The 18,952-nt window shown below is 68.2% G+C and carries 23 protein-coding genes; 9 read left to right on the top strand and 14 right to left on the bottom strand.

Annotated elements, in window-relative coordinates; all coding sequences use genetic code 11:
- Positions 1–4: 4 nt before the first annotated feature.
- On the top strand, positions 5–229 hold the full coding sequence (locus G6N53_RS08180; RefSeq protein WP_163895637.1) for an anti-sigma factor family protein: 225 nt from the start codon (positions 5–7) through the stop codon (positions 227–229).
- Here the strand turns inward: G6N53_RS08180 and G6N53_RS08175 are convergent.
- Complete coding sequence (locus tag G6N53_RS08175) at positions 213–1,061, bottom strand: enoyl-CoA hydratase/isomerase family protein (RefSeq protein WP_163888019.1); 849 nt, start codon at positions 1,059–1,061, stop codon at positions 213–215. The two genes, G6N53_RS08180 and G6N53_RS08175, sit on opposite strands and share 17 nt — an antisense overlap.
- A complete protein-coding gene (locus tag G6N53_RS08170; RefSeq protein ID WP_163888018.1) occupies positions 1,058–1,672 on the bottom strand; it encodes a TetR/AcrR family transcriptional regulator in 615 nt (204 codons plus the stop codon). Before G6N53_RS08170 ends, G6N53_RS08175 begins: the two co-directional genes overlap by 4 nt.
- 90 nt (positions 1,673–1,762) lie before the next feature.
- Here G6N53_RS08170 and G6N53_RS08165 point away from each other — a divergent pair, with 90 nt between their 5' ends.
- The 3 genes from G6N53_RS08165 (at position 1,763) to G6N53_RS08155 (ending at position 4,876) form a co-directional block, all read left to right on the top strand.
- On the top strand, positions 1,763–2,662 hold the full coding sequence (locus tag G6N53_RS08165; protein ID WP_163888017.1) for a crotonase/enoyl-CoA hydratase family protein: 900 nt from the start codon (positions 1,763–1,765) through the stop codon (positions 2,660–2,662).
- A 106-nt stretch (positions 2,663–2,768) separates the two neighbouring features.
- Entirely contained in the window at positions 2,769–4,274 is a 1,506-nt protein-coding gene (locus G6N53_RS08160; protein ID WP_163888016.1) for an FAD-dependent monooxygenase, read from the top strand.
- Positions 4,271–4,876, top strand: a complete 606-nt coding sequence (locus tag G6N53_RS08155) for a TetR/AcrR family transcriptional regulator (RefSeq protein ID WP_237166458.1) — start codon at positions 4,271–4,273, stop codon at positions 4,874–4,876. Before G6N53_RS08160 ends, G6N53_RS08155 begins: the two co-directional genes overlap by 4 nt.
- Positions 4,877–4,880: 4 nt before the next feature.
- On the opposite strand, the gene G6N53_RS08150 is transcribed toward G6N53_RS08155, so the two are convergent.
- On the bottom strand, positions 4,881–5,348 hold the full coding sequence (locus tag G6N53_RS08150; RefSeq protein WP_264063848.1) for a GbsR/MarR family transcriptional regulator: 468 nt from the start codon (positions 5,346–5,348) through the stop codon (positions 4,881–4,883).
- Between the two features lie 130 nt (positions 5,349–5,478).
- Between G6N53_RS08150 and G6N53_RS08145 the strand changes: the two genes are divergently transcribed.
- The 3 genes from G6N53_RS08145 to G6N53_RS08135 are packed head-to-tail and all read left to right on the top strand — an operon-like array spanning position 5,479 to position 7,816.
- Positions 5,479–6,354: an ABC transporter ATP-binding protein gene (locus G6N53_RS08145; protein WP_163895631.1), complete on the top strand. Its 876-nt coding sequence runs from the start codon at positions 5,479–5,481 to the stop codon at positions 6,352–6,354.
- Positions 6,351–7,061, top strand: a complete 711-nt coding sequence (locus G6N53_RS08140; protein ID WP_163888015.1) for a fluoroquinolone export ABC transporter permease subunit — start codon at positions 6,351–6,353, stop codon at positions 7,059–7,061. The genes G6N53_RS08145 and G6N53_RS08140 overlap by 4 nt, the downstream gene beginning before the upstream one ends.
- Complete coding sequence (locus tag G6N53_RS08135) at positions 7,061–7,816, top strand: Rv2686c family ABC transporter permease subunit (protein ID WP_163888014.1); 756 nt, start codon at positions 7,061–7,063, stop codon at positions 7,814–7,816. The genes G6N53_RS08140 and G6N53_RS08135 overlap by 1 nt, the downstream gene beginning before the upstream one ends.
- Positions 7,817–7,819: 3 nt before the next feature.
- On the opposite strand, the gene G6N53_RS08130 is transcribed toward G6N53_RS08135, so the two are convergent.
- From G6N53_RS08130 to G6N53_RS08105, 6 genes are read right to left on the bottom strand one after another with little or no spacing between them, the layout of a single operon-like run.
- The gene (locus G6N53_RS08130) at positions 7,820–8,668 is read right to left on the bottom strand and encodes a hypothetical protein (protein ID WP_163888013.1); all 849 of its coding nucleotides are present in this window, start codon (positions 8,666–8,668) and stop codon (positions 7,820–7,822) included.
- Between the two features lie 31 nt (positions 8,669–8,699).
- The gene (gene ppk2 / locus G6N53_RS08125) at positions 8,700–9,563 is read right to left on the bottom strand and encodes a polyphosphate kinase 2 (protein WP_163888012.1); all 864 of its coding nucleotides are present in this window, start codon (positions 9,561–9,563) and stop codon (positions 8,700–8,702) included.
- Positions 9,564–9,623: 60 nt separating this feature from the next.
- A complete protein-coding gene (locus tag G6N53_RS08120; protein WP_163888011.1) occupies positions 9,624–11,153 on the bottom strand; it encodes an aldehyde dehydrogenase family protein in 1,530 nt (509 codons plus the stop codon).
- 9 nt (positions 11,154–11,162) lie between these two features.
- Positions 11,163–11,711, bottom strand: coding sequence for a phosphatase PAP2 family protein (locus G6N53_RS08115; protein ID WP_308494822.1), 549 nt, complete (start codon positions 11,709–11,711; stop codon positions 11,163–11,165).
- Positions 11,712–11,740: 29 nt separating this feature from the next.
- Positions 11,741–12,253 (bottom strand): mycothiol transferase, encoded by a 513-nt coding sequence (locus tag G6N53_RS08110; protein ID WP_163888010.1) that lies wholly within the window; start codon positions 12,251–12,253, stop codon positions 11,741–11,743.
- Positions 12,246–12,632, bottom strand: a complete 387-nt coding sequence (locus G6N53_RS08105; RefSeq protein ID WP_163888009.1) for a VOC family protein — start codon at positions 12,630–12,632, stop codon at positions 12,246–12,248. Before G6N53_RS08105 ends, G6N53_RS08110 begins: the two co-directional genes overlap by 8 nt.
- 22 nt (positions 12,633–12,654) lie before the next feature.
- On the opposite strand from G6N53_RS08105, the gene G6N53_RS08100 reads away from it, so the two are divergent.
- Positions 12,655–14,379: an N-acyl-D-amino-acid deacylase family protein gene (locus G6N53_RS08100; protein ID WP_163888008.1), complete on the top strand. Its 1,725-nt coding sequence runs from the start codon at positions 12,655–12,657 to the stop codon at positions 14,377–14,379.
- A gap of 84 nt (positions 14,380–14,463) precedes the next feature.
- On the opposite strand, the gene G6N53_RS08095 is transcribed toward G6N53_RS08100, so the two are convergent.
- Together G6N53_RS08095 and G6N53_RS08090 are read right to left on the bottom strand one after the other, a co-directional pair.
- Entirely contained in the window at positions 14,464–14,604 is a 141-nt protein-coding gene (locus G6N53_RS08095) for a hypothetical protein (RefSeq protein WP_163888007.1), read from the bottom strand.
- Positions 14,605–14,773: 169 nt separating this feature from the next.
- Positions 14,774–14,974: a hypothetical protein gene (locus G6N53_RS08090; protein ID WP_163888006.1), complete on the bottom strand. Its 201-nt coding sequence runs from the start codon at positions 14,972–14,974 to the stop codon at positions 14,774–14,776.
- Between G6N53_RS08090 and G6N53_RS08085 the strand changes: the two genes are divergently transcribed.
- Positions 14,973–15,338, top strand: coding sequence for a pyridoxamine 5'-phosphate oxidase family protein (locus G6N53_RS08085; protein ID WP_163888005.1), 366 nt, complete (start codon positions 14,973–14,975; stop codon positions 15,336–15,338). The two genes, G6N53_RS08090 and G6N53_RS08085, sit on opposite strands and share 2 nt — an antisense overlap.
- Positions 15,339–15,402: 64 nt before the next feature.
- On the opposite strand, the gene G6N53_RS08080 is transcribed toward G6N53_RS08085, so the two are convergent.
- The 3 genes from G6N53_RS08080 to G6N53_RS08070 all read right to left on the bottom strand — a co-directional run bounded on the left by G6N53_RS08080 (position 15,403) and on the right by G6N53_RS08070 (position 18,859).
- A complete protein-coding gene (locus G6N53_RS08080) occupies positions 15,403–16,278 on the bottom strand; it encodes a type IV toxin-antitoxin system AbiEi family antitoxin (protein ID WP_163888004.1) in 876 nt (291 codons plus the stop codon).
- Between the two features lie 201 nt (positions 16,279–16,479).
- Positions 16,480–18,105 carry a chaperonin GroEL gene (gene groL / locus G6N53_RS08075; protein WP_163888003.1) on the bottom strand — a complete coding sequence of 542 codons (1,626 nt, stop codon included), beginning with the start codon at positions 18,103–18,105 and terminating at the stop codon, positions 16,480–16,482.
- Positions 18,106–18,283: 178 nt separating this feature from the next.
- Complete coding sequence (locus G6N53_RS08070) at positions 18,284–18,859, bottom strand: TetR/AcrR family transcriptional regulator (RefSeq protein WP_371870882.1); 576 nt, start codon at positions 18,857–18,859, stop codon at positions 18,284–18,286.
- Positions 18,860–18,952: the final 93 nt, after the last annotated feature.

Genomic DNA, 18,952 nt, shown 5'->3' with positions numbered 1-18,952 from the left:
AGACATGGCCTGCGACGAACTCGTCGAGCTGGTCACCGCCTATCTCGACGGGTCTCTGGATCCGGACACCCGGGTCCGGTTCGACGAGCACCTTCTCGAATGTGACGGCTGCGCGAGCTACCTGCAGCAGTTCCGGTCGACCGTGGCGACGCTCGGCGCGGTCGGCGACGAAGAGATCGAGCCGGGGTTCCGCCGGAAGCTGCTCGACGCTTTCAAGAACTGGCACTAGTCGAACCGGGCCTGGCCGCGACCATCGTCCGGACCGTCTGCTGGAACGCCTCGGTGGTGAAGCAGTTCGGCTCCGCGAACTCCTCCATCGTGATCGTGGAGTCCCAGGTCGCGTCCGCGGCCTGCCGCAACAGGGGTTTGGCCATCGCCAGTGCGTGCGGCGGCAGCGCGGCGATCCGGTCGCACCACCGGTCGGCCGCTGCCATCAGATCATCCGGGGCGACGACCTCCTGCACCAGTCCCAGCTCTCGCGCGCGGTGTGCGTCGAGCGGAAGGCCGCCGGCGAAGAACGCGAACGCACCCTGGTAGCCGAGACGCCGGGTCAGCGCCCACGAGGTGCCGACCTCGGGTATGAGTCCCAACCGACCGAAGGCCGGGACGATCTGGGCGTCCTCGGACGCGATCACGACGTCGCACGTCAACGCCCACGCGAGTCCGACTCCGGCCGCAGGCCCGTTCATCGCCGCCACGAATGCGGTGTCGCTGCGGGCGATCAGCCTTGCCACGCCACCGAACTCGTACCGGATCCACCGCCAGATGTCGGTGGAGCCCTCCGCGTCACCGAGGCGTTCCTCGGCGAGACGCATCATTTCGAGGTCGCCACCCGCGCTGAACCCCCTTCCGGCTCCGGTGAGCACGATCGTGCGGATCTCGGGATCGGCGACGAGTTCGGCCAGCGCAGCCTTGGTCTGGATGACCAGCGGCGCGCTGAGCACGTTGAGCCGTGCCGGTTCGTCGAGGGTCACGACCGCGGATCGGTCGCGGCGCACGACTCGGACGAAGCTGTCCGTCGCCTCGTTTCCCTGCCGGAGCAGCTCCTGGTAGATGCTCATGTGTCCTCCTCGTTCGGATCGTGGCGCAACGCCCGCCACGCAGCGTCGGCCAGCACGGCCGATTCGGTGCGCAACGCCCCGCGTCGGCCGCGCGCCAGCCAGAGCCGCGCCAGTTCCTGGCTGGGACCGAGCCACAGCGCGTAGACCACGTCGATGGACAGCGCCCGCAACTGTCCCGCCGCCGCCCCCCGGCGGAACCATTCCTGGACGTGGCCGAAGAACCCGGCGTTGAGCTCGCGCAGGTCCGAGCCAGCGGCCCGACGCACACCGGAGCCGGCCACGTTGAACAGGAACTCGGCGCGGTCGGGGTGATCCCGAACCCAGCGCAGGTGGGTGCGGACCGCGGACCGTACCCCCTCTGCCGGGGCACGCGCCCGGTCCAGCGCGGCGGTGAACTCGCGCTGATAGTCGCCGAGGGCGTCCACGTACACCGCGGCGGCGAGGCCTTCCTTGCTGCCGAACCGGTGGTACAGGGATCCCACGCTCGCACCCGAGCGGCGGCGGACGTCCTCGACCGATGCGCCCTCGACACCCGCCTCGAGGAACACCTGCAGCGCGGCGTCGAGGATCTCGCGCCGCCGTGCGTCGTCGGGCCTCGCCGTTCGCCCCATGACTGGAAGATAATTCTAGAATTGAATTCTAGTCAACCATCGCGCACCGATCTGCTCGACTCACCGGGGGCCGAGCGGTAGGACTGAACCGTGGCGACAGACTTCCAGACCGTGCTCTACAAGGCCGAGGGACCGGTGGCGACCATCACGCTCAACCGTCCCGAGCAGCTCAACACCATCGTCCCGCCGATGCCCGACGAGATCGAAGCCGCGATCGGGCTCGCCGAACGCGATCCGGCGGTCAAGGTCATCGTGCTGCGAGGCGCCGGGCGGGCGTTCTCGGGCGGATACGACTTCGGTGGCGGATTCCAGCACTGGGGCGAGTCGATGAACACCGACGGACGGTGGGACCCGGGCAAGGACTTCGCCATGGTGAGCGCCCGGGAGACCGGACCCACGCAGAAGTTCATGGCGATCTGGCGGGCCTCCAAGCCGGTGATCGCGCAGGTGCACGGCTGGTGCGTGGGCGGAGCCAGCGACTACGCGCTGTGCGCCGACCTGGTGATCGCCAGCGACGACGCCGTCATCGGCACCCCCTACGCCAGGATGTGGGGCGCCTACCTGACCGGCATGTGGCTGTACCGGCTGTCCCTGGCGAAGGTGAAGTGGCACTCGCTCACCGGTGAACCGCTCACCGGAAAGGAGGCCGCCGCAGTCGAACTCATCAACGAGTCGGTGCCCTTCGAACAGCTCGAGGAGCGCGTGGCCGAGATCGCGGCCCGGTTGGCGAGCATCCCGCTGTCGCAGTTGCAGGCGCAGAAACTCATCGTCAACCAGGCCTACGAGAACATGGGGCTGGCGTCGACCCAGACTCTCGGCGGGATCCTCGACGGACTGATGCGCAACACCCCCGACGCCGAGCGGTTCGTCAACGCCGCCGCAACCGAGGGGGTGCGGGCCGCAGTCGAACGCCGGGACGGCCCGTGGGGTGACTACAGCCAGGCACCTCCCGAGCGGCGGCCCGACCCGTCCCATGTGATCAACCCCTGACGCCGCCGGAACGGTATTCCAGCAGGCTCTATCGTGCAAAAGCCCTGCTGGAACACCGTTCCGGCGGAGTCTTTTCTTTACGGAACCGTTTCGTTAATATATGGGCATGGATGAGGTCGAGGTGCTGGTGGTGGGTGCGGGGCCGACGGGGCTGACGCTGGCGTGCTCGCTGCGCCTGCATGGAGTGTCGGTGCGGGTCGTCGACCGCGCCCGCGGCCCGGCGACCACCTCGCGGGCCAACTTCCTACACGCCCGCGGGTCCGAGGTGCTGGGCCGCATCGGCGCGTTGGGAACCCTGCCCGACGAGTCGCTGCGAGCCATGCGCATCACCAACTACCTGGGCGACCGCCCGTTGATGACGCTGGAGTTCGGCGACCCGAAGATGCACACCGCGGCGCCGCCGATGGTGGTGTCCCAGGCCAAGGTGGAGGCCGCGTTGCGTGCCCGCCTCGCCGAACTCGGCACCGTACCCCACTGGGGAAACGGACTGGCCGGACTGCGCCAGGAGCAGGACCACGCGGTGGCCGAACTGCAGGACGGAACGCCGATCCGGGCGGGCTGGGTCGTCGGCTGCGACGGCACCTCGAGCACCACCCGCAAGCTGGCCGGCATCGAGTTTCCGGGCGTCAAGCTCTCCGAACGCTTCCTGCTCGCCGATGTGCACCTGGACTGGGACATCGACCGCGGCGGCACCACGGGCTGGGTGCACCCCGACGGGATCGTCGGCGCGATGCCGATGCCCGACGACGAGGGCCGGGGTGATCTGTGGCGGCTGTTCGTCTACGACCCCGGATACGACGACAAGCCCAGCGAGAGCGACATTCTCGACAGAATCCGGCAGGTCGTCCCGGAACGGACCGGGCGCCGGGTCCATATCGGGGACGCCGAGTGGCTCTCGGTGTTCACCGTGCACCGCAGACTGGCCACCACCTATCGTCGCGGGCGGGTGCTCATCGCCGGGGACGCCGCGCATGCGCATGCGCCCTTCGGCGGACAGGGCATGCTGACCGGCATCGGTGATGCCGAGAACCTGGCCTTCAAACTCGCGCTCGTGGTGCAGGACAAGGCCGGGGACCCACTCGTCGACACCTACGAAGCCGAACGCCGACCGCTGGCGACCGGGGTGCTGCGCGGCACCAGCGCGGTGACCCGGGTCAACGTCGCCCGCAACCCGGTCGGCCGGTTCCTGCGCGACCACGTCGCGCCGCGCATCTTCAGTCCGGCACCTGTGCAGCGCTGGCTCACCTACACCGCCTCCCAGCTGTGGGTGAGCTACCGCAAGGGACCGCTGGGGGGTACCGGACGAAAGCCCCGCCCGGGGGACCGGATTCCCGACATGCCTTGCGGCAGAGACGATGACACCACGACGACGCTGCACTGCGAGTTGGGTGGGCAGTGGGCGCTGCTGCGGCCCGCCGCGACCTCGGCGGCCCGGTGCGTCGAGGTAGCCCACGGCCACCTCGGCGAGCGCGTCGGGATCCTGACCCACCAGGGCGCCGAGGTGATGCTGGTGCGCCCGGACGGCCACCTGGCGTGGCGCGGCGACACCGGCCAGGCTTCGGGTTTGAACCGTTGGCTCACTGAGGCTTTCACCAGCGGCACGGCCCGGTGACGACACCGGCCGGCCGGGGACGGCCCCGAGACGGCGCCACCGATATGGCGATTCTGCGCGCCGGACTGGAGCTGTTCATCGAGCGGGGGGTCGAGGGCGCCAGCATCGAGCGGATCGCCAAGAACGCGGGCGTGGGCAAGCCGACGATCTACCGGCGGTGGGCCAACAAGGAAGAGCTGATCGCCGCCGCGATGGAGACGCTGCTCGTCGACGAGGCAGGGTGGGCGTCCCAGGAAGCGATCGACACCGAGTCACCGTATGCCCTGGTGGAGGCCGCGATCGACCGGGCGGCTGACACCGTCACCACAGTGCAGTATCGCGCGCTGGTGGCCCGGGTGTTCGGCTCGGCGGTGAGCCATCCGCAGCTGATGGCCACCTACTGGCAGCGCTACATCCTGCCGCGCCGCAAGCTGGCGGCGGCGTTGCTCGCACAGGCCCGCGAACTGGGCACTGTCGCCGAGGACGTCGATTTCGACGTCGCCATCGACATGATGGTGGGCGCGGTGACCTACCGCGTGCTGCAACCCGACCCACCCGACGTCGACGAGATGCGCCGCTATCTGCGGTCGGTGTACCGGCAGATCGGACTGCTACCGCCGTGAGCGGCTAGCCCCGCTGCTGGTGCCAGCGGTCCAGCAGCGCCGGGATCTCGGCCATCAGAAAGCCGTAGAAGTCCCGCATCTCGGCGAGACGCTCCCTGGCCAGGCCACCGTCGTCGGTGGCCTCGAAGCCCGCGTCGGCCGCTTCCAGCATCGCGCGCATCGTCTCGTTCTTACTGGTGAAAAGCACCGACCAGGCATCGCTGGGAAGCCGGAAGTGCTCGCGTCTGCTTCCCGGGACCGGCACCCGTTCGGCGAGTCCGACCGAGGTGAGCATCTTCAGCGCCCCCGAGATCGATCCGGCACTGGCCTGCAACGTCTCGGCGAGCTCGGCCATGGTCACACTGGGTTGCTCGGTGAACAGCAGTGTCGCCAGGACGCGCGCGGTCATCCGCTGCAGCCCGTGGCTGGTGAGGACGAGCGCCAGTTCCTCCGCGGCCTGCTGCGACTCCGGCGACGTGGACGGTACGACCAACGACGAAACCTCCTCATCCAGAATGCTCTTCAATAATTTCTGAAAGTCTAGTACAGTCCTTTCCGGCGCTCCGGGAAGTCTGGTCGGAAATGTGGATCACCCCTACCCGCGAAAGGGCGCACCGGAGCCGATGAACACCACCGCGCACGTCATCGACGTTCGACAACTGACCTACACGTACCCGAAAACGTCCGAACCCGCGGTACGTGGCATGGATTTCACCGTGAGTCCCGGCGAGATCTTCGGGTTCCTCGGCCCCAGCGGAGCCGGCAAGTCCACCACCCAGAAGCTCCTCATCGGGCTGCTGCGCGGCCACGGCGGTCAGGCGCTGGTGTGGGGAAAGGATCCGCTGGACTGGGGATCCGACTACTACCAGCGCATCGGGGTCTCGTTCGAACTCCCCAACCACTACCTGAAGTTGACCGGCGCCGAGAACCTGCGGTTCTTCGCCTCGCTGTACGAGGCCCCGGTGCGGGATCCGGGGGAACTGCTGGCCGCCGTCGGACTCGCCGGGGTGGCCGACACCCGAGTCGGGAAGTACTCCAAGGGAATGCAGATGCGGCTGACCTTCGCCCGGTCGTTGCTCAACGACCCCGAGCTGCTGTTCCTGGACGAACCGACATCGGGCCTGGATCCGGTCAACGCACGCACGGTCAAGGACATGATCCTCGACCTCAAGGCCCGCGGCCGCACCATCTTTCTCACCACCCATGACATGGCCACCGCCGACGAACTCTGCGACCGGGTGGCGTTTGTCGTCGACGGCCGCATCGTCGCCCTCGACAAGCCCGCGGAGCTCAAGATCGCACGCAGCCGCCGCCTGGTGCAGGTCGGCTACCGCAATCCGCAGGGGGTGCTGCAGAGCGCCGAGTTCCGGATGGACGGCCTGGCCGACGATCACGAATTCCACGCCGTGCTCCGCGATCACCACGTGGAGACCATTCACAGCAGAGAAGCCAGCCTCGACGACGTGTTCGTCGACGTCACCGGCAGGAGCCTGGTATGAGCAGGTGGACAAGCGCGTTGCGGCTGGAGACCACCACCCAGGTGCGCCAACGGTTCCTGCACGCCGCGGTGCTCTCCGGCCTGCTGTGGCTGACGCTGCTGTTGCCGATGCCGGCGCACGTGCGGCCCATCGTCGAGCCCTACGTGCTCGTCGGCGACATCACGATCATCGGGTTCTTCTTCATCGGCGGCTCGGTGTTCTTCGAGAAGCAGGAGCGCACGCTGGGCGCGGTGATCTGCAGCCCGCTGCGGTTCTGGGAGTACCTGTCGGTGAAAATCGCCGTGCTGATGGCTGTTTCGGTGTTCGTCGCGTTGGTCGTGGTGGGGCTGACCCACGGCGTGGGTGCCGAGATGGTGACGGTGGTGGCCGGGGTCGTGCTCGGGACGCTGGTGATGCTGCTGGCCGGGTTCGTCTCGTCGCTGCCGTTCTCGTCGGTCAGCGACTGGTTCCTGTCGACGACGGTGCCGCTCGCGGTCCTGGCGCTGCCGGTGCTGTATCTGTCCGGAGTGTGGCCGAACCCCGTGCTGTACCTCATCCCCACGCAGGGACCGCTGCTGCTGTTCGGCGCCGCGTTCGATCAACTGACGCTCGCGCCGTGGCAGATCGGCTACGCGCTGGGATATCCCCTGGTGTGCGCCGCCGGTCTGTACTGGCTGGCGAGAACCCTCTTCGTCCGGTACGTCGTCGAGCGGTCGGGGGTGCTGTGATGGCGACCTCGACGCCGGCACCTCACGCCTGGGCTGCCTTCGGCCGCAACGACATCCGTGGCACCTACCGCGATCCGCTGCTGGTCATGCTGGTGTTCGCCCCGGTGATCTGGACCGTCGGCACCCGCGTGCTCGTCCCGCCGCTGACCGAAACCCTGGACCGGCGCTACGACTTCGACCTGGTGTCCCACTACCCGCTGGTGCTCACCGCGATCCTGCTGTTGACCAGCATCATCATCGTCGGCGGTCTGGGCGCCTTCCTGGTCCTCGACGAGGTCGACGCAGGCACCCTGACAGCGCTAAGGGTCACTCCGGTGTCGCTGGGGACCTTCTTCGCCTACCGCGCAACCACCGTCGTGGCTGTCACCACGGTGTACGTGGTGGCGACGATGTCGTTGAGCGGGATCCTGCAGCCGGGCCTCACACCGGCGCTCATCCCGATCGGCATGGTGGCCGGGCTGTCGTCGGTGGTGACGCTGCTGCTCATCGTGGCCGTGGCGAGCAACAAGATCCAGGGCATCGCGGTGATGCGCCTGCTGGGCATCATCATCGCCGGATTACCCTGCCTGCCCTGGTTCGTCGACTCGGCGTGGAACCTCGCCTTCGGCGTGCTGCCCCCGTACTGGGCGGCCAAGGCGTACTGGGTCGCCGACGCGCACGGCACCTGGTGGCCATATCTGCTCGCAGGCGTCGCCTACAACCTGGCCGTCATCTGGCTGCTGCTGCGACGCTTCATCGCCAAGAACACCGCGTGAGGCTCAGTCGGACCGGCGCCCGAGCCCGCCGATCATCGACGCGATCACACCGAGCACCACCAGGACGCCACCGGCCATCAGGGTGAGGTTGAGCCAGTGGTGCAGGCTGCCCTCGGCCTGGGCCACCATGACCTCGGCGACGGTGCGGATGTCTCCGGTGGTGCGATTCAGCGCGCCTTCCAGGTGCCGGCGGCCCACCTCGATCCCCGCCCATCCGGCGGCACCCACCAACAGGCCCGACACGCCCAGCGCGGTGAGCGCCTTGCCCCGGGACCGCGCGGCGGCCAACGTCAACAACGCGAAGACCGCGGTCATGACGGCCGCGCCGATGCTGGCCCACGGACCCCACGTCGCCAGCCATCGCAGCTTGCCCGGCCGCAGTTCGGGTGAGTCGACGGTGATGGGCACCGTGAGGGTCTGGGGCACCTGGAGATCCAACGTGCCGAGCGTGGCCGCGAACGACGGGTCCGACAGCATGGGTGCGAGGTCGATCAGCCACTGGTCGGTGGAGTTGCCGCTGGGGACGGCGCCGGTGAACATCCACCGGTGCGCAATCCGGTTCGCCTGCGCGAACTGACCGGGGAACCCATCGTTGCGGGTGTAGGAGCCGGCGACCTGACGGACCAGTTCGGGGTTGAGCGTGAAACCGTTGTCCGCGCCGAGCGAGACCACCTGGGTGGTGAGCTCGGCGGCCATCGCGTCCTGCAGCCGGGGGTCCTGCGCCGCGGAGGCCGCCAGGGTGGCGTAGCCGCTCTCCCCGACGACGTTCACCTGCGCCCACACCGCGGGCACCGCGACAGCCAGTGCCGCGGTCGTCAGCAGCCACAGCAGAAGGGCAGCCAGGAACCGCACGGCATCCTCCTTGTCCGGGACGCCGGGCGGTCTAGTCGGCCAGGGCGCGTCCCACGATCAGGGGGTCGGCTTCGGCGACCACCTCACGGTCCTTGTTGTCGTAGTCGAACTTACCGAGCAGGTAGCGCATGGCATTGATGCGGGCACGCTTCTTGTCGTTGCTCTTGACCACCGTCCACGGCGCGAAGTCGGTGTCGGTCAGCGCGAACATGTCCTCCTTGGCCGCCGTGTAGGCGTCCCACTTGTCCAACGACGCGAGATCGGTGGGCGAGAGCTTCCACTGCCGGACCGGATCGACCTGCCGGATGGTGAACCGGGTGCGCTGTTCGGACTGTGTCACCGAGAACCACAGCTTGGTCAGGCTGATGCCGTCGTTGACCAGCATCTGTTCGAACAGCGGCGCCTGGCGGACGAACTCCTCGTGCTGATCTGCCGTGCAGAACCCCATCACCCGCTCCACCCCGGCCCGGTTGTACCAGGACCGGTCGAACATCACGATCTCACCGGCCGCCGGCAGGTGCGGCACGTAGCGCTGGAAATACCACTGGGTGCGTTCGCGTTCGGTGGGCTTTTCCAGGGCGACGACGCGTGCGCCGCGGGGGTTGAGGTGCTCCATGAACCGCTTGATGGTGCCGCCCTTGCCGGCAGCATCGCGGCCCTCGAACACGATGACGTGGCGCAGCCCGTTGGCCTTGCTCCAGTTCTGCAGCTTCAGCAGTTCGATCTGGAGCAGCCGCTTCTGCTCCTCGTATTCCGGGCGCGGCATCCGCTCGGCGTACGGATAGCCTTCGCGCCAGGTGTCGACCTGGATCCCGCTCGGCTGATGCACCAACACGGGATCGTCATCGTCGTCGTCGCGAACGGTGTAGTACTCGGTTCCCTTGAGCGTGGTCACCGGCAGAAGCTATCGGGCCGGGAGTACCTCGCGGTGACGCCTCGGTGAACGCCGGGTGGACTACTTCGCCGAGCGCTTCGGTCCAATCAGCGCGAACTTCGTCATCAACTTGTTCATCCGCTGGAGCGCCTTGTGCGAGTTGTTGTAGTAGTTGCCGCCGGCGCCGACGTTGGTGCGCGGTGCGACGACGGCCTCCTGGCGGCAGAACTTGCGCAGGCCATCGGCGCCGCCGAATCGCGCACCGATCCCCGAGGTCTTCCAGCCTCCCATCGGAGCCGTCGTGCACATCAGGTTGGAGATCACGTCGTTGATGTTCACCGCGCCGCAGTCCAGCTGCACCGCAACGGCTTTCGCACGCTCCAGATCGCGGGAGAACACCGCTGCCGACAGCCCGTACGGACTGTCGTTGGCCAGCCGGATCGCCTCGTCGACGCTGGCCACCTTCATGATCGGAAGCGTGGGACCGAAGGTCTCCTCGGTCATGCACGCCATCGAGTGGTCGACGTCGACGAGCACCGTCGGCGGGTAGAAGCTGCCGGCACCCGCCGGCCGCTGCCCGCCGGTGAGCGCCTTGGCGCCCGCCGCCAGCGCGTCCCGCACGTGCCGCTCGGTCACGGCGACCTGACTCTCGTCGATCAGTGCCCCGAAGTCGTAACCCTCACCGGCGCCGGTCTTGAGCTTGTTCACGTCACGGACCACCGCGGCGACGAACTGGTCGTACACCGACTCGAGCACGTAGACCCGCTCCACCGACACACACGTCTGGCCGGCGTTGAACATCGCGCCCCACACCGCGGCGTGCGCGGCCAGGTCGACGTCGGCGTCGTCGAGCACGATCATCGGGTCCTTGCCGCCGAGTTCCAGGCTGACCGGGGTGAGTCGGCGCGCGGCGCGCTCCATCACCTTGGCGCCGGTGGCGCTGGATCCGGTGAACTGGATGAAGTCGGAGTTGTCGATGACGGCCTCGACCGCATCGCGTGCGCCCTGCACGATCGCCATCACCTCCGGTGCGCCGGAGTCCAGCCAGCCGCGCACCAGCAATTCGGCCGTCAGCGGCGTGCGCTCGGAGGGCTTGAGCAACACCGAGCATCCGGCCGCCAGCGCGGCGATGCCGTCCATCAGCAGGTTGGCGACCGGGTAGTTCCACGGCGCGACGATGGCGACGACCGGGCGGGGCCGGTAGTGCACGGTGATCTTCTTGATCGCCAGGAACGGCAGGGACGCGGGACGCGTCTCGGGCGCCAGCGCCTTCTCCATGGTCTTGATGTAGTACGAGGTGATCATGATGATGAGCGGCACTTCCTGGGCCGCGTCCACCGCGGACTTGCCGGTCTCCTTGATCAGCAGCGCTTCGATCTCGTCGCGGTGCTCGCCGAGCCACACCGCGTAACGGGCCAGCACCTTCGCGCGTCCTTTCGGCCCACGAGCCTCCCACTCCTTCTGCGCGGCGCGCAGGCCGGCGGCCACCCGCGGCACATCGGTCGGATCGGTCCAGCGCACCTGGCCGGCCACAGAACCGTCCGCCGGGTTCTTGATGGTGCCGGTACCGGTGAACGGGTTGGGCAGTTCCACATCGGGCGTCGCTGTCATGTCCCCATGCTAACCACTCGTGTGATCCAGGTCGCAGCGGGGTTGACACCTGTCAAGTCGGGCCGACCAGGCGGCAGCGGACACCACCGCGGCGCCCAGGAACACCGCACCGACCGCGTCGGTGAAGTAGTGGTAGGACACTGCCTGGCCCAGCACCGCGAGCACCGTCGCCACGACGGCCCCCACCACCGCCCACACCGTCACCCCGGCGATGAGCACAGCCAGGGCGAACACCACCACCGCGAGGGTGGTGTGCCCGCTGGGGTAGGCCAGCGCACCCTCCTTCTCCCGGCCGAACACCCGCTTTGCCAACCGCGACAGCAGGACGCCGACAGGGGGTGCCACGGCGACGACGGCCGCCAACCGCCACCGCTTCTGGAGCACCACGATCGCCAGCAGGATCGCCCACAACGTGAGCGTGACCCGGCCGTCGGTGAACACCAGCAACCACCCGAGCGGCCGATGCGTCTGTCCCAGGTCCTGGAACCAGTCGTCCACCGGGGTGGACCCCCTACCGACCGCGAGGCCCAGCAGTGTCATGACCGCGAGCCCCGCCACCGGCCACCACCGGGCCACCTCCCGCCGGGTCAGCTGGCGATGCCCCTGATGTAGGCCGCCTGGCCGAGGTGCTGTGCGGCGTCGTCGATGATGCTCACCAGCCGGGCACTGGCGGTCACCGGCGGGGTCCAGTTGTCATCGACCACCCTGGCGAGCTCATCGGCCGACACCGAGGCGACGTACTCCAGCGACTCCTTGTGCACCGCGTGGTAGTAGCCGGCGAGCAGGTCCGCCGGCACGCGGACCTTGGCGACCTCCTCGGGGGTGTGCCCGTAGCCGTGGGCGTCGCGTGGCAGATCGAGGGCGAACCGGTCGACCCAACCGTCGCGGAACCACACCTGCTCGATGCCGGCGATATCGCACACCTGCGCGTCCTGCATGCGGGCGGTGTGCCAGATCAACCACGTGATCGTGTTGGCCTGCGGTGTCGGCTGGTAGTACGCGACCTCATCGGTGAGCCCGTCGGTCAGGTCGTCGGAATGCTCGATCAGCCGGGTGAACGAGTCACGGAGCAGCTCCCGTGCCGCGTCGATGTCAGACATGAGCACCTCCGTGAAACACCGCTTCGACGTTGTTGCCGTCGGGGTCGCGGACGAACGCGCCGTAGTAGTTGTCGTGGTACTCCGGCCACAGCCGGGGTTCGTGCAGCGGCTCGACGCCGAACGTCAGCGCGGTCTGGTAGAACGCCTGCACCGATTCCGGATCCTTCGCGGCGAACGCGATGTGGACCTCCCGGTTCGGGCCGGCGGCCTCCCCCGCCGATGCGTCGGCGATCCAGAACGCCGGATGCCCCTCGGCGCCGTACCCGATGGCGACATCGAAGTCCATCTGCCGCGAGTAGCCGAGCACGCCCAGGACCTTGTCGTAGAAGGACTTCGACTTCTCCCAGTCCGCACAGTTGATTCCGAAGTGGTCGATCATCAGCTCACCGTACATTCGGGGTATGACATATGAGCTCGTCATCCGGCACGGCACCATCGTCGACGGTCTCGGCGGCGAACCGTACGTCGGCGACGTCGCGGTGCGCGACGGCGTCATCGCCGCGATCGGCGTCGTCGACGAAACCGGGACCCGCGAGATCGATGCCACCGGCCTGCTCGTCACCCCCGGGTTCGTCGACCTGCACACCCACTACGACGGTCAGGCGATCTGGTCGGACCGGTTGACGCCGTCCTCGGCGCACGGCGTCACCACCGCGGTCATGGGCAACTGCGGCGTCGGTTTCGCACCGTGCCGCCCCGAAGACCACGACACGCTCGTCGATCTGATGGCAGGTGTCGAGGACATCCCCGGTGTCGTGATGGTCGACGGCCTGCCGTGGACGTGGGAGACGTTTCCGGAGTTCCTCGACGCCCTCGACGCGGGGCGCCGCGACATTGACGTCGCGGCGTTCCTGCCGCATTCCCCGTTGCGGGTGTACGTGATGGGTCGCCGCGGTGTGGACCGCGAACCCGCCACCGACGAGGACCTGGCCCTTATGCGCAAACTCGCCGCCGAGGCCGTGGATGTCGGTGCGCTCGGTTTCGCATCATCCCGGCTCACGCTGCACAAGTCCGAAAGTGGGCGGCCCATACCAAGTTTCGAAGCGGGCCGGGCCGAGATCGAGGCGATCGCACGCGGCGTCAAGGATGCCGGCGGCGGCTTGATCCAATTCGTTCCAGACCTGGTCGCCGGAGACTACGGTCCGGCCCTGCAGACGGTGTTCGACGTCGCCGAGGACGTAGGCCTGCCGGTGACGTTCACGTTGGCGATCGGCAACGCGGGCGACCCGTTCTTCGTCGACGGTCTCGACATGGTCGAGAAGGCGAACGCCGCAGGCGGGGAGATCAGTGCGCAGATCTTCCCGCGTCCCATCGGGTTGGTGCTGGGCCTCGAGCTCTCCGGGAACCCGTTCGTGCTGTACCCGTCCTTTCGGGAGATCGCCGGATTGCCGTTGGCCGAGTTGGTCGCCGAGCTACGTAAACCCGAAGTGCGCCAACGTATCCTGAACGACAAACCGGCCTCCGACGGGCATCCGCTGATGTTCGCCGCACAGGCGTGGGACTACATGTTCCCGCTGGGCGATCCCCCGAACTACGAGCCGTCGCCGGCAGATTCCATCGGCGCCCAGGCCCGGGCCCGCGGGGTCAACCCCCTGGAGATGGCATACGACCTGTTGCTCGACGACGACGGCCACGCGATGCTGCTGGTCACGCTCGCGAACTTCCGCGACGGATCACTCGACACCGTCGCCGAACTGCTGCACCGTGAGGACGTCGTGCTGGGACTCGGCGACGGTGGCGCGCACTACGGGATGATCTGCGACGCGTCGTTCCCGACCTACATGCTCACCCACTGGGTGCGTGACCGGCCCACGGGTCGGCTGTCGGTCGCCGCGGCGGTGCGCGAACTGACCTCGACGCCCGCGCGGGTGGCGGGCCTGGCCGACCGTGGCCGAATCGCGGTGGGCTACAAGGCCGATCTCAACGTCATCGACGCGGCGGCGCTGCGGTTGCACCGGCCCGTGGTGGTCGGCGACCTCCCGGCGGGCGGACGGCGCCTCGACCAGACGGCCGAAGGTTACCGTGCCACGGTCGTCACCGGCGAGGTGATCGCCGAGAACGGGGCGCCCACCGACGCCCGTCCCGGCAAGCTCGTCCGGGGGCGCCGGCCCGCGCCTGCGGTATGACGCGGGTCGCGCCGCTGGCGCCGCCGTACAGCGACCGGGACGCCGCCGGGATCAACAGCTGGGGTCACTCAACCTCACGGGCGCTCACCTGGTCGTGGTCGCGAGCCATTGGCTCCGGACCTCGACGAAGAACCGAAGCAGTCCCGTGACGACGAGATCCGAGACTTCCATCGGAAAATCGGGCTCGGCGAACCACGCGTGCAGCCACTGATTCGCCGACGCCACGTCACCCCCGCGTTGTGCGGTCTGCGCACGGTATGCCGCTCCGAGCGGATACAGGGTTCGCCGGGCTTCTAGAGCGCGGCCAACAGCGCGTCGTAGTCCTCGGTGTACTCGCCGCAGCTGACGAAGCGACCCTGCACGGCTGCGACCGTCGGCGGCAGGAAGCTGTTCACTATGAAATCGGCTTCTCCAGGCGCCAGCCGGAATCACGAAGTTCCGCGTGCCCGGCGAGGCGGGCCTCCGCCTGCGGAGCCGTCCCGGCGGCCCAGGACAGGCCCAGGTAGACCCGGGCGATGTGCTGCCATGTGCACGGCACCGCGTTGATGTCGTCGCGCCGTAGATGTCCGTCACGCATCGGGCAGGATGGACACATGAGCGTCAAGGTGGACCTCGATCAACTCGCGACTGCATTGGCCGACTTTGCTTTTTCCTATCTGGTGACAGTCGGTGACGACTACCGGGCACACACCGTCGCGGTCGCACCCGTGCTGCAGAACGGCGTGCTCGACATCGGCCCGGTCGGCAACAGCACCCGCCGCAATGCCGACAGCCATGCCGACGTCACCCTGGTATGGCCGCCGCGCGAACCGGGTGGCTACACACTGATCGTCGACGGGGTGGCGACGGTCACCGGCGACGGCCTCACCGTCGATCCCCGTGGCGCCGTGCTGCACCGGCCCGCTCCGTCCGAGTCTGTGCCCGCGTCAGGCTGCGGCGACGACTGCGTCCCGCTCTAGCGACACTGGGATCCCCGCGACAGTGCGGCGTCATACGGGACATGCCGGGCCAGCGTATGAGGATTCACTGTCGCCACGTTGGTGGGCAGCCGCGGGCGACCAGAGCCACCGCAACGCGGTCGAGCAACCGTTTCGGGTTGTTGTGCAGTAGTCCGCTCGTCACCCGCACGTCATGCCAGCCCAGCTCGGGCAGCACCGCGTACCGTTCGACATCCCAGTTGCGCCGTCTGGAATCCGTCCAGTGCTGGGCACCCTCGAAGTCCACGCCCACCTGATACCGCTCCCAACCCATGTCGAGGCGTGCGAACAACCGACCCCTGCCGTCGAACACCGGGATCTGGGTCTGCGGACGCGGAAAGCCGTTCTGGACCAACAACAGCCGAGTCAGCGACTCATACGGCGACTCCGCACCGCCGTCGACCAGATCGAGAGCACGGCCAAGCCGGCGCAATCCGCGTGCGCCCGCGTGACGGCTCGCCACCCGCTCGACCTCGACCGCCTTGACGTCCGTGGCGTTCATCAGTGCGTCGATGCGCTGCACGGCGACCACGAGTTCGAGGCGACGGCCGAGGTCGAATGCCGTCCGGGCCGGGGTCGTGACGGTCATGCCGTCGATGCGCTGGGTTTCGTCCGAAGCCAGAGCGTCGGTGTGGAGGTCGATCAACGGCGGCGGCCTGCGGTTGGTGTGGATCAGCTGTGCCGGTGTCCCGGGTTCGATCCACTTCGCACCGTGAAGTGCAGACGCCGACAACCCGGCGATCACTGCTCGTCGGCGCGACCACAGCCAGGCCGCCCGGGCCCGTTGCACCGCGGACAGTTCGATGCCGCGCGGCGCCCAGACCCCCGGATAAACCCCGGCGTGGAACCGCCGGAGCTCGCGGAACGTCAACAGCCCGGCCTCCAGGGCTTCGTCTGCCCGGAACGGGCCGTCGACCTGCATGCCGGAACGATCGCCGCCGACACCGACGCCGCTCCCCGCCACCGACCTGGTTGTCCACAGACAGAACGCTTGTCCACAGCCGCGACTGTGCGGTTCGATACGCCCGCCCCGGCGAGCCGCGGATGAAACCGCGCTGTCGGCGATGGAGGCACGAAAAAGCCCCGAGCTCGCTCAGCGAGCTCGGGGCCTTTCGTACAGGGACTAGAAGTCCATGCCGCCCATGCCACCGGTCGGGTCGCCGGCAGGTGCGGCGGCCTTCTCCGGCTTGTCGGCGACGACGGCCTCGGTGGTGAGGAACAGCGCCGCGATGGACGCCGCGTTCTGCAGCGCCGAGCGGGTGACCTTCACCGGGTCGGCAACGCCGGCCTTCAGCAGGTCCTCGTACTCACCGGTCGCGGCGTTGAGGCCGTGACCCGCGGGCAGGTTCGAGACCTTCTCGGCGACGACACCCGGCTCCAGGCCGCCGTTGAGGGCGATCTGCTTGAGCGGGGCCGACAGCGAGACCCGGACGATGTTGGCGCCAGTGGCCTCGTCGCCGGTCAGCTTCAGCTCGTCGAGCGCAGGAGCCGACTGAATCAGGGCCACGCCACCACCGGCGACGATGCCCTCCTCGACGGCAGCCTTGGCGTTGCGCACCGCGTCCTCGATGCGATGCTTGCGCTCCTTGAGCTCCACCTCGGTGGCAGCTCCAGCCTTGATCACCGCAACACCGCCGGCCAGCTTGGCCAGGCGCTCCTGCAGCTTCTCGCGGTCGTAGTCGGAGTCGCTGTTCTCGATCTCGGCACGGATCTGAGACACCCGGCCGGCGATGGCGTCGGAGTCACCGGCGCCCTCGACGATGGTGGTCTCGTCCTTGGTCACGACGACCTTGCGGGCCTGACCCAGCAGCGCGACGTCGGCGGTCTCCAGGGACAGCCCGACCTCTTCGCTGACGACCTGGCCACCGGTCAGGATCGCGATGTCCTGCAGCATGGCCTTGCGGCGGTCACCGAAGCCCGGAGCCTTGACGGCGACGGACTTGAAGGTGCCACGGATCTTGTTGACCACCAGGGTGGAAAGGGCTTCGCCCTCGACATCCTCGGCGATGATCAACAGCGACTTGCCGGCCTGGATGACCTTCTCCAGCAACGGGAGCAGATCCTTCACGGTCGACACCTTCGAGCTGACCAGCAGGATGTAGGGATCCTCCAGGACGGCTTCCTGACGCTCGGCGTCGGTCACGAAGTAACCCGAGATGTATCCCTTGTCGAAGCGCATACCCTCGGTGAGCTCGAGCTGCAGGCCGAAGGTGTTGGACTCCTCGACGGTGATGACGCCCTCGTTGCCGACCTTGTCCATCGCCTCGGCGATCAGCTCGCCGATCTGGGTGTCACCGGCGGAGATCGCGGCGGTGGCAGCGATCTGCTCCTTGGTCTCGACCTCCTTGGCCGACTTCAGCAGCGTCTGGGTGACAGCCTCGACGGCCTTCTCGATGCCGCGCTTGAGGCCGAGCGGGTTGGCACCCGCGGCGACGTTGCGCAGGCCCTCGCGAACGAGCGCCTGAGCCAGCACGGTGGCGGTGGTGGTGCCGTCGCCTGCGACGTCGTCGGTCTTCTTGGCGACTTCCTTGACCAGCTCTGCGCCGATCTTCTCGTACGGGTCCTCGAGCTCGATCTCCTTGGCGATGGACACGCCGTCGTTGGTGATCGTGGGGGCGCCCCACTTCTTCTCGAGGACGACGTTGCGACCCTTGGGCCCCAACGTCACCTTTACCGCGTCGGCGAGGGCGTTGAGTCCCCGCTCGAGGCCGCGGCGTGCCTCTTCGTCATACGCAATTGTCTTGGCCATTGCGAAGTGTTTCCTCCGGATCGGGGATGCACGTCTTGCTGGTCGGGCGCAGTGCCCGCGACGGACGGCTTGGGTGTGCCCCGCTAGGTGCGGCCCCGAGCCTCACCGTCCCGACCTAGCACTCGCCGGTCGCGAGTGCCAACTGCATTCTTAGCACTCGACCAGGGTGAGTGCAAGATCAGCCGCGCGTTCCGGACGTCCGGAGGCCGTCTTCGATGACGGACGCGACCCTGTTCGAAACCTGATCGCCATAGAGCTGCGCCGTCTTGCACACCAGCAGCAGCGCCTTGATCTCGGCCACGCCGATGTCGGGCCTCACGGAGCCGGCCTGCTGGGCCGCGGTCAGCAGCTCACCGAGCACGTCGAGAAACGCCGCTTCCGCCCCGGGTGCTGCGGTCTCGAGGTCGATCCCGTATCCCGCGAGCGCATCCACGAGCCCGTGGTCGGTGGCGCCGTTTCGGACCATGTCGCGCAGGAACGCGAGCAGCGCCGTTGCCGGCCCCTCGTCGGCGAGCAGACCGTGCGCGTGGTCGACGATCCGTCGCACCCGGTCGGAGAAGACCGCGCCGAACAACGCCTCCTTGGTCGGGAAATGCCGGTACACCGTGCCCGCGCCGACACCGGCGCGGCGGGCGATCTCGTCGATCGGTACGGCGAGACCGTCGGCCGCGAAGGCCTCGTAGGCGACCTCGAGGACCCGCGCCCGGTTGCGGGCAGCATCCACCCGCAGCGCCCGAGTGCGCGGGCGGTCGATTTCGCCCACAGCGCACCTCCAGTAAACGGGGCAATCGTTCCGTATAGTGGCAACCAACCGGGGCGTCCGCCCCGCTTCACCTTACCGATGCCT

This window comes from Mycolicibacterium hippocampi (assembly GCF_010723735.1).
In the GTDB taxonomy this organism is placed as follows: Bacteria; Actinomycetota; Actinomycetes; order Mycobacteriales; family Mycobacteriaceae; genus Mycobacterium; species Mycobacterium hippocampi.
The sequence above is the reverse complement of the archived record's forward strand: the minus strand, read 5'-3'. Positions and strand labels throughout refer to the sequence as shown.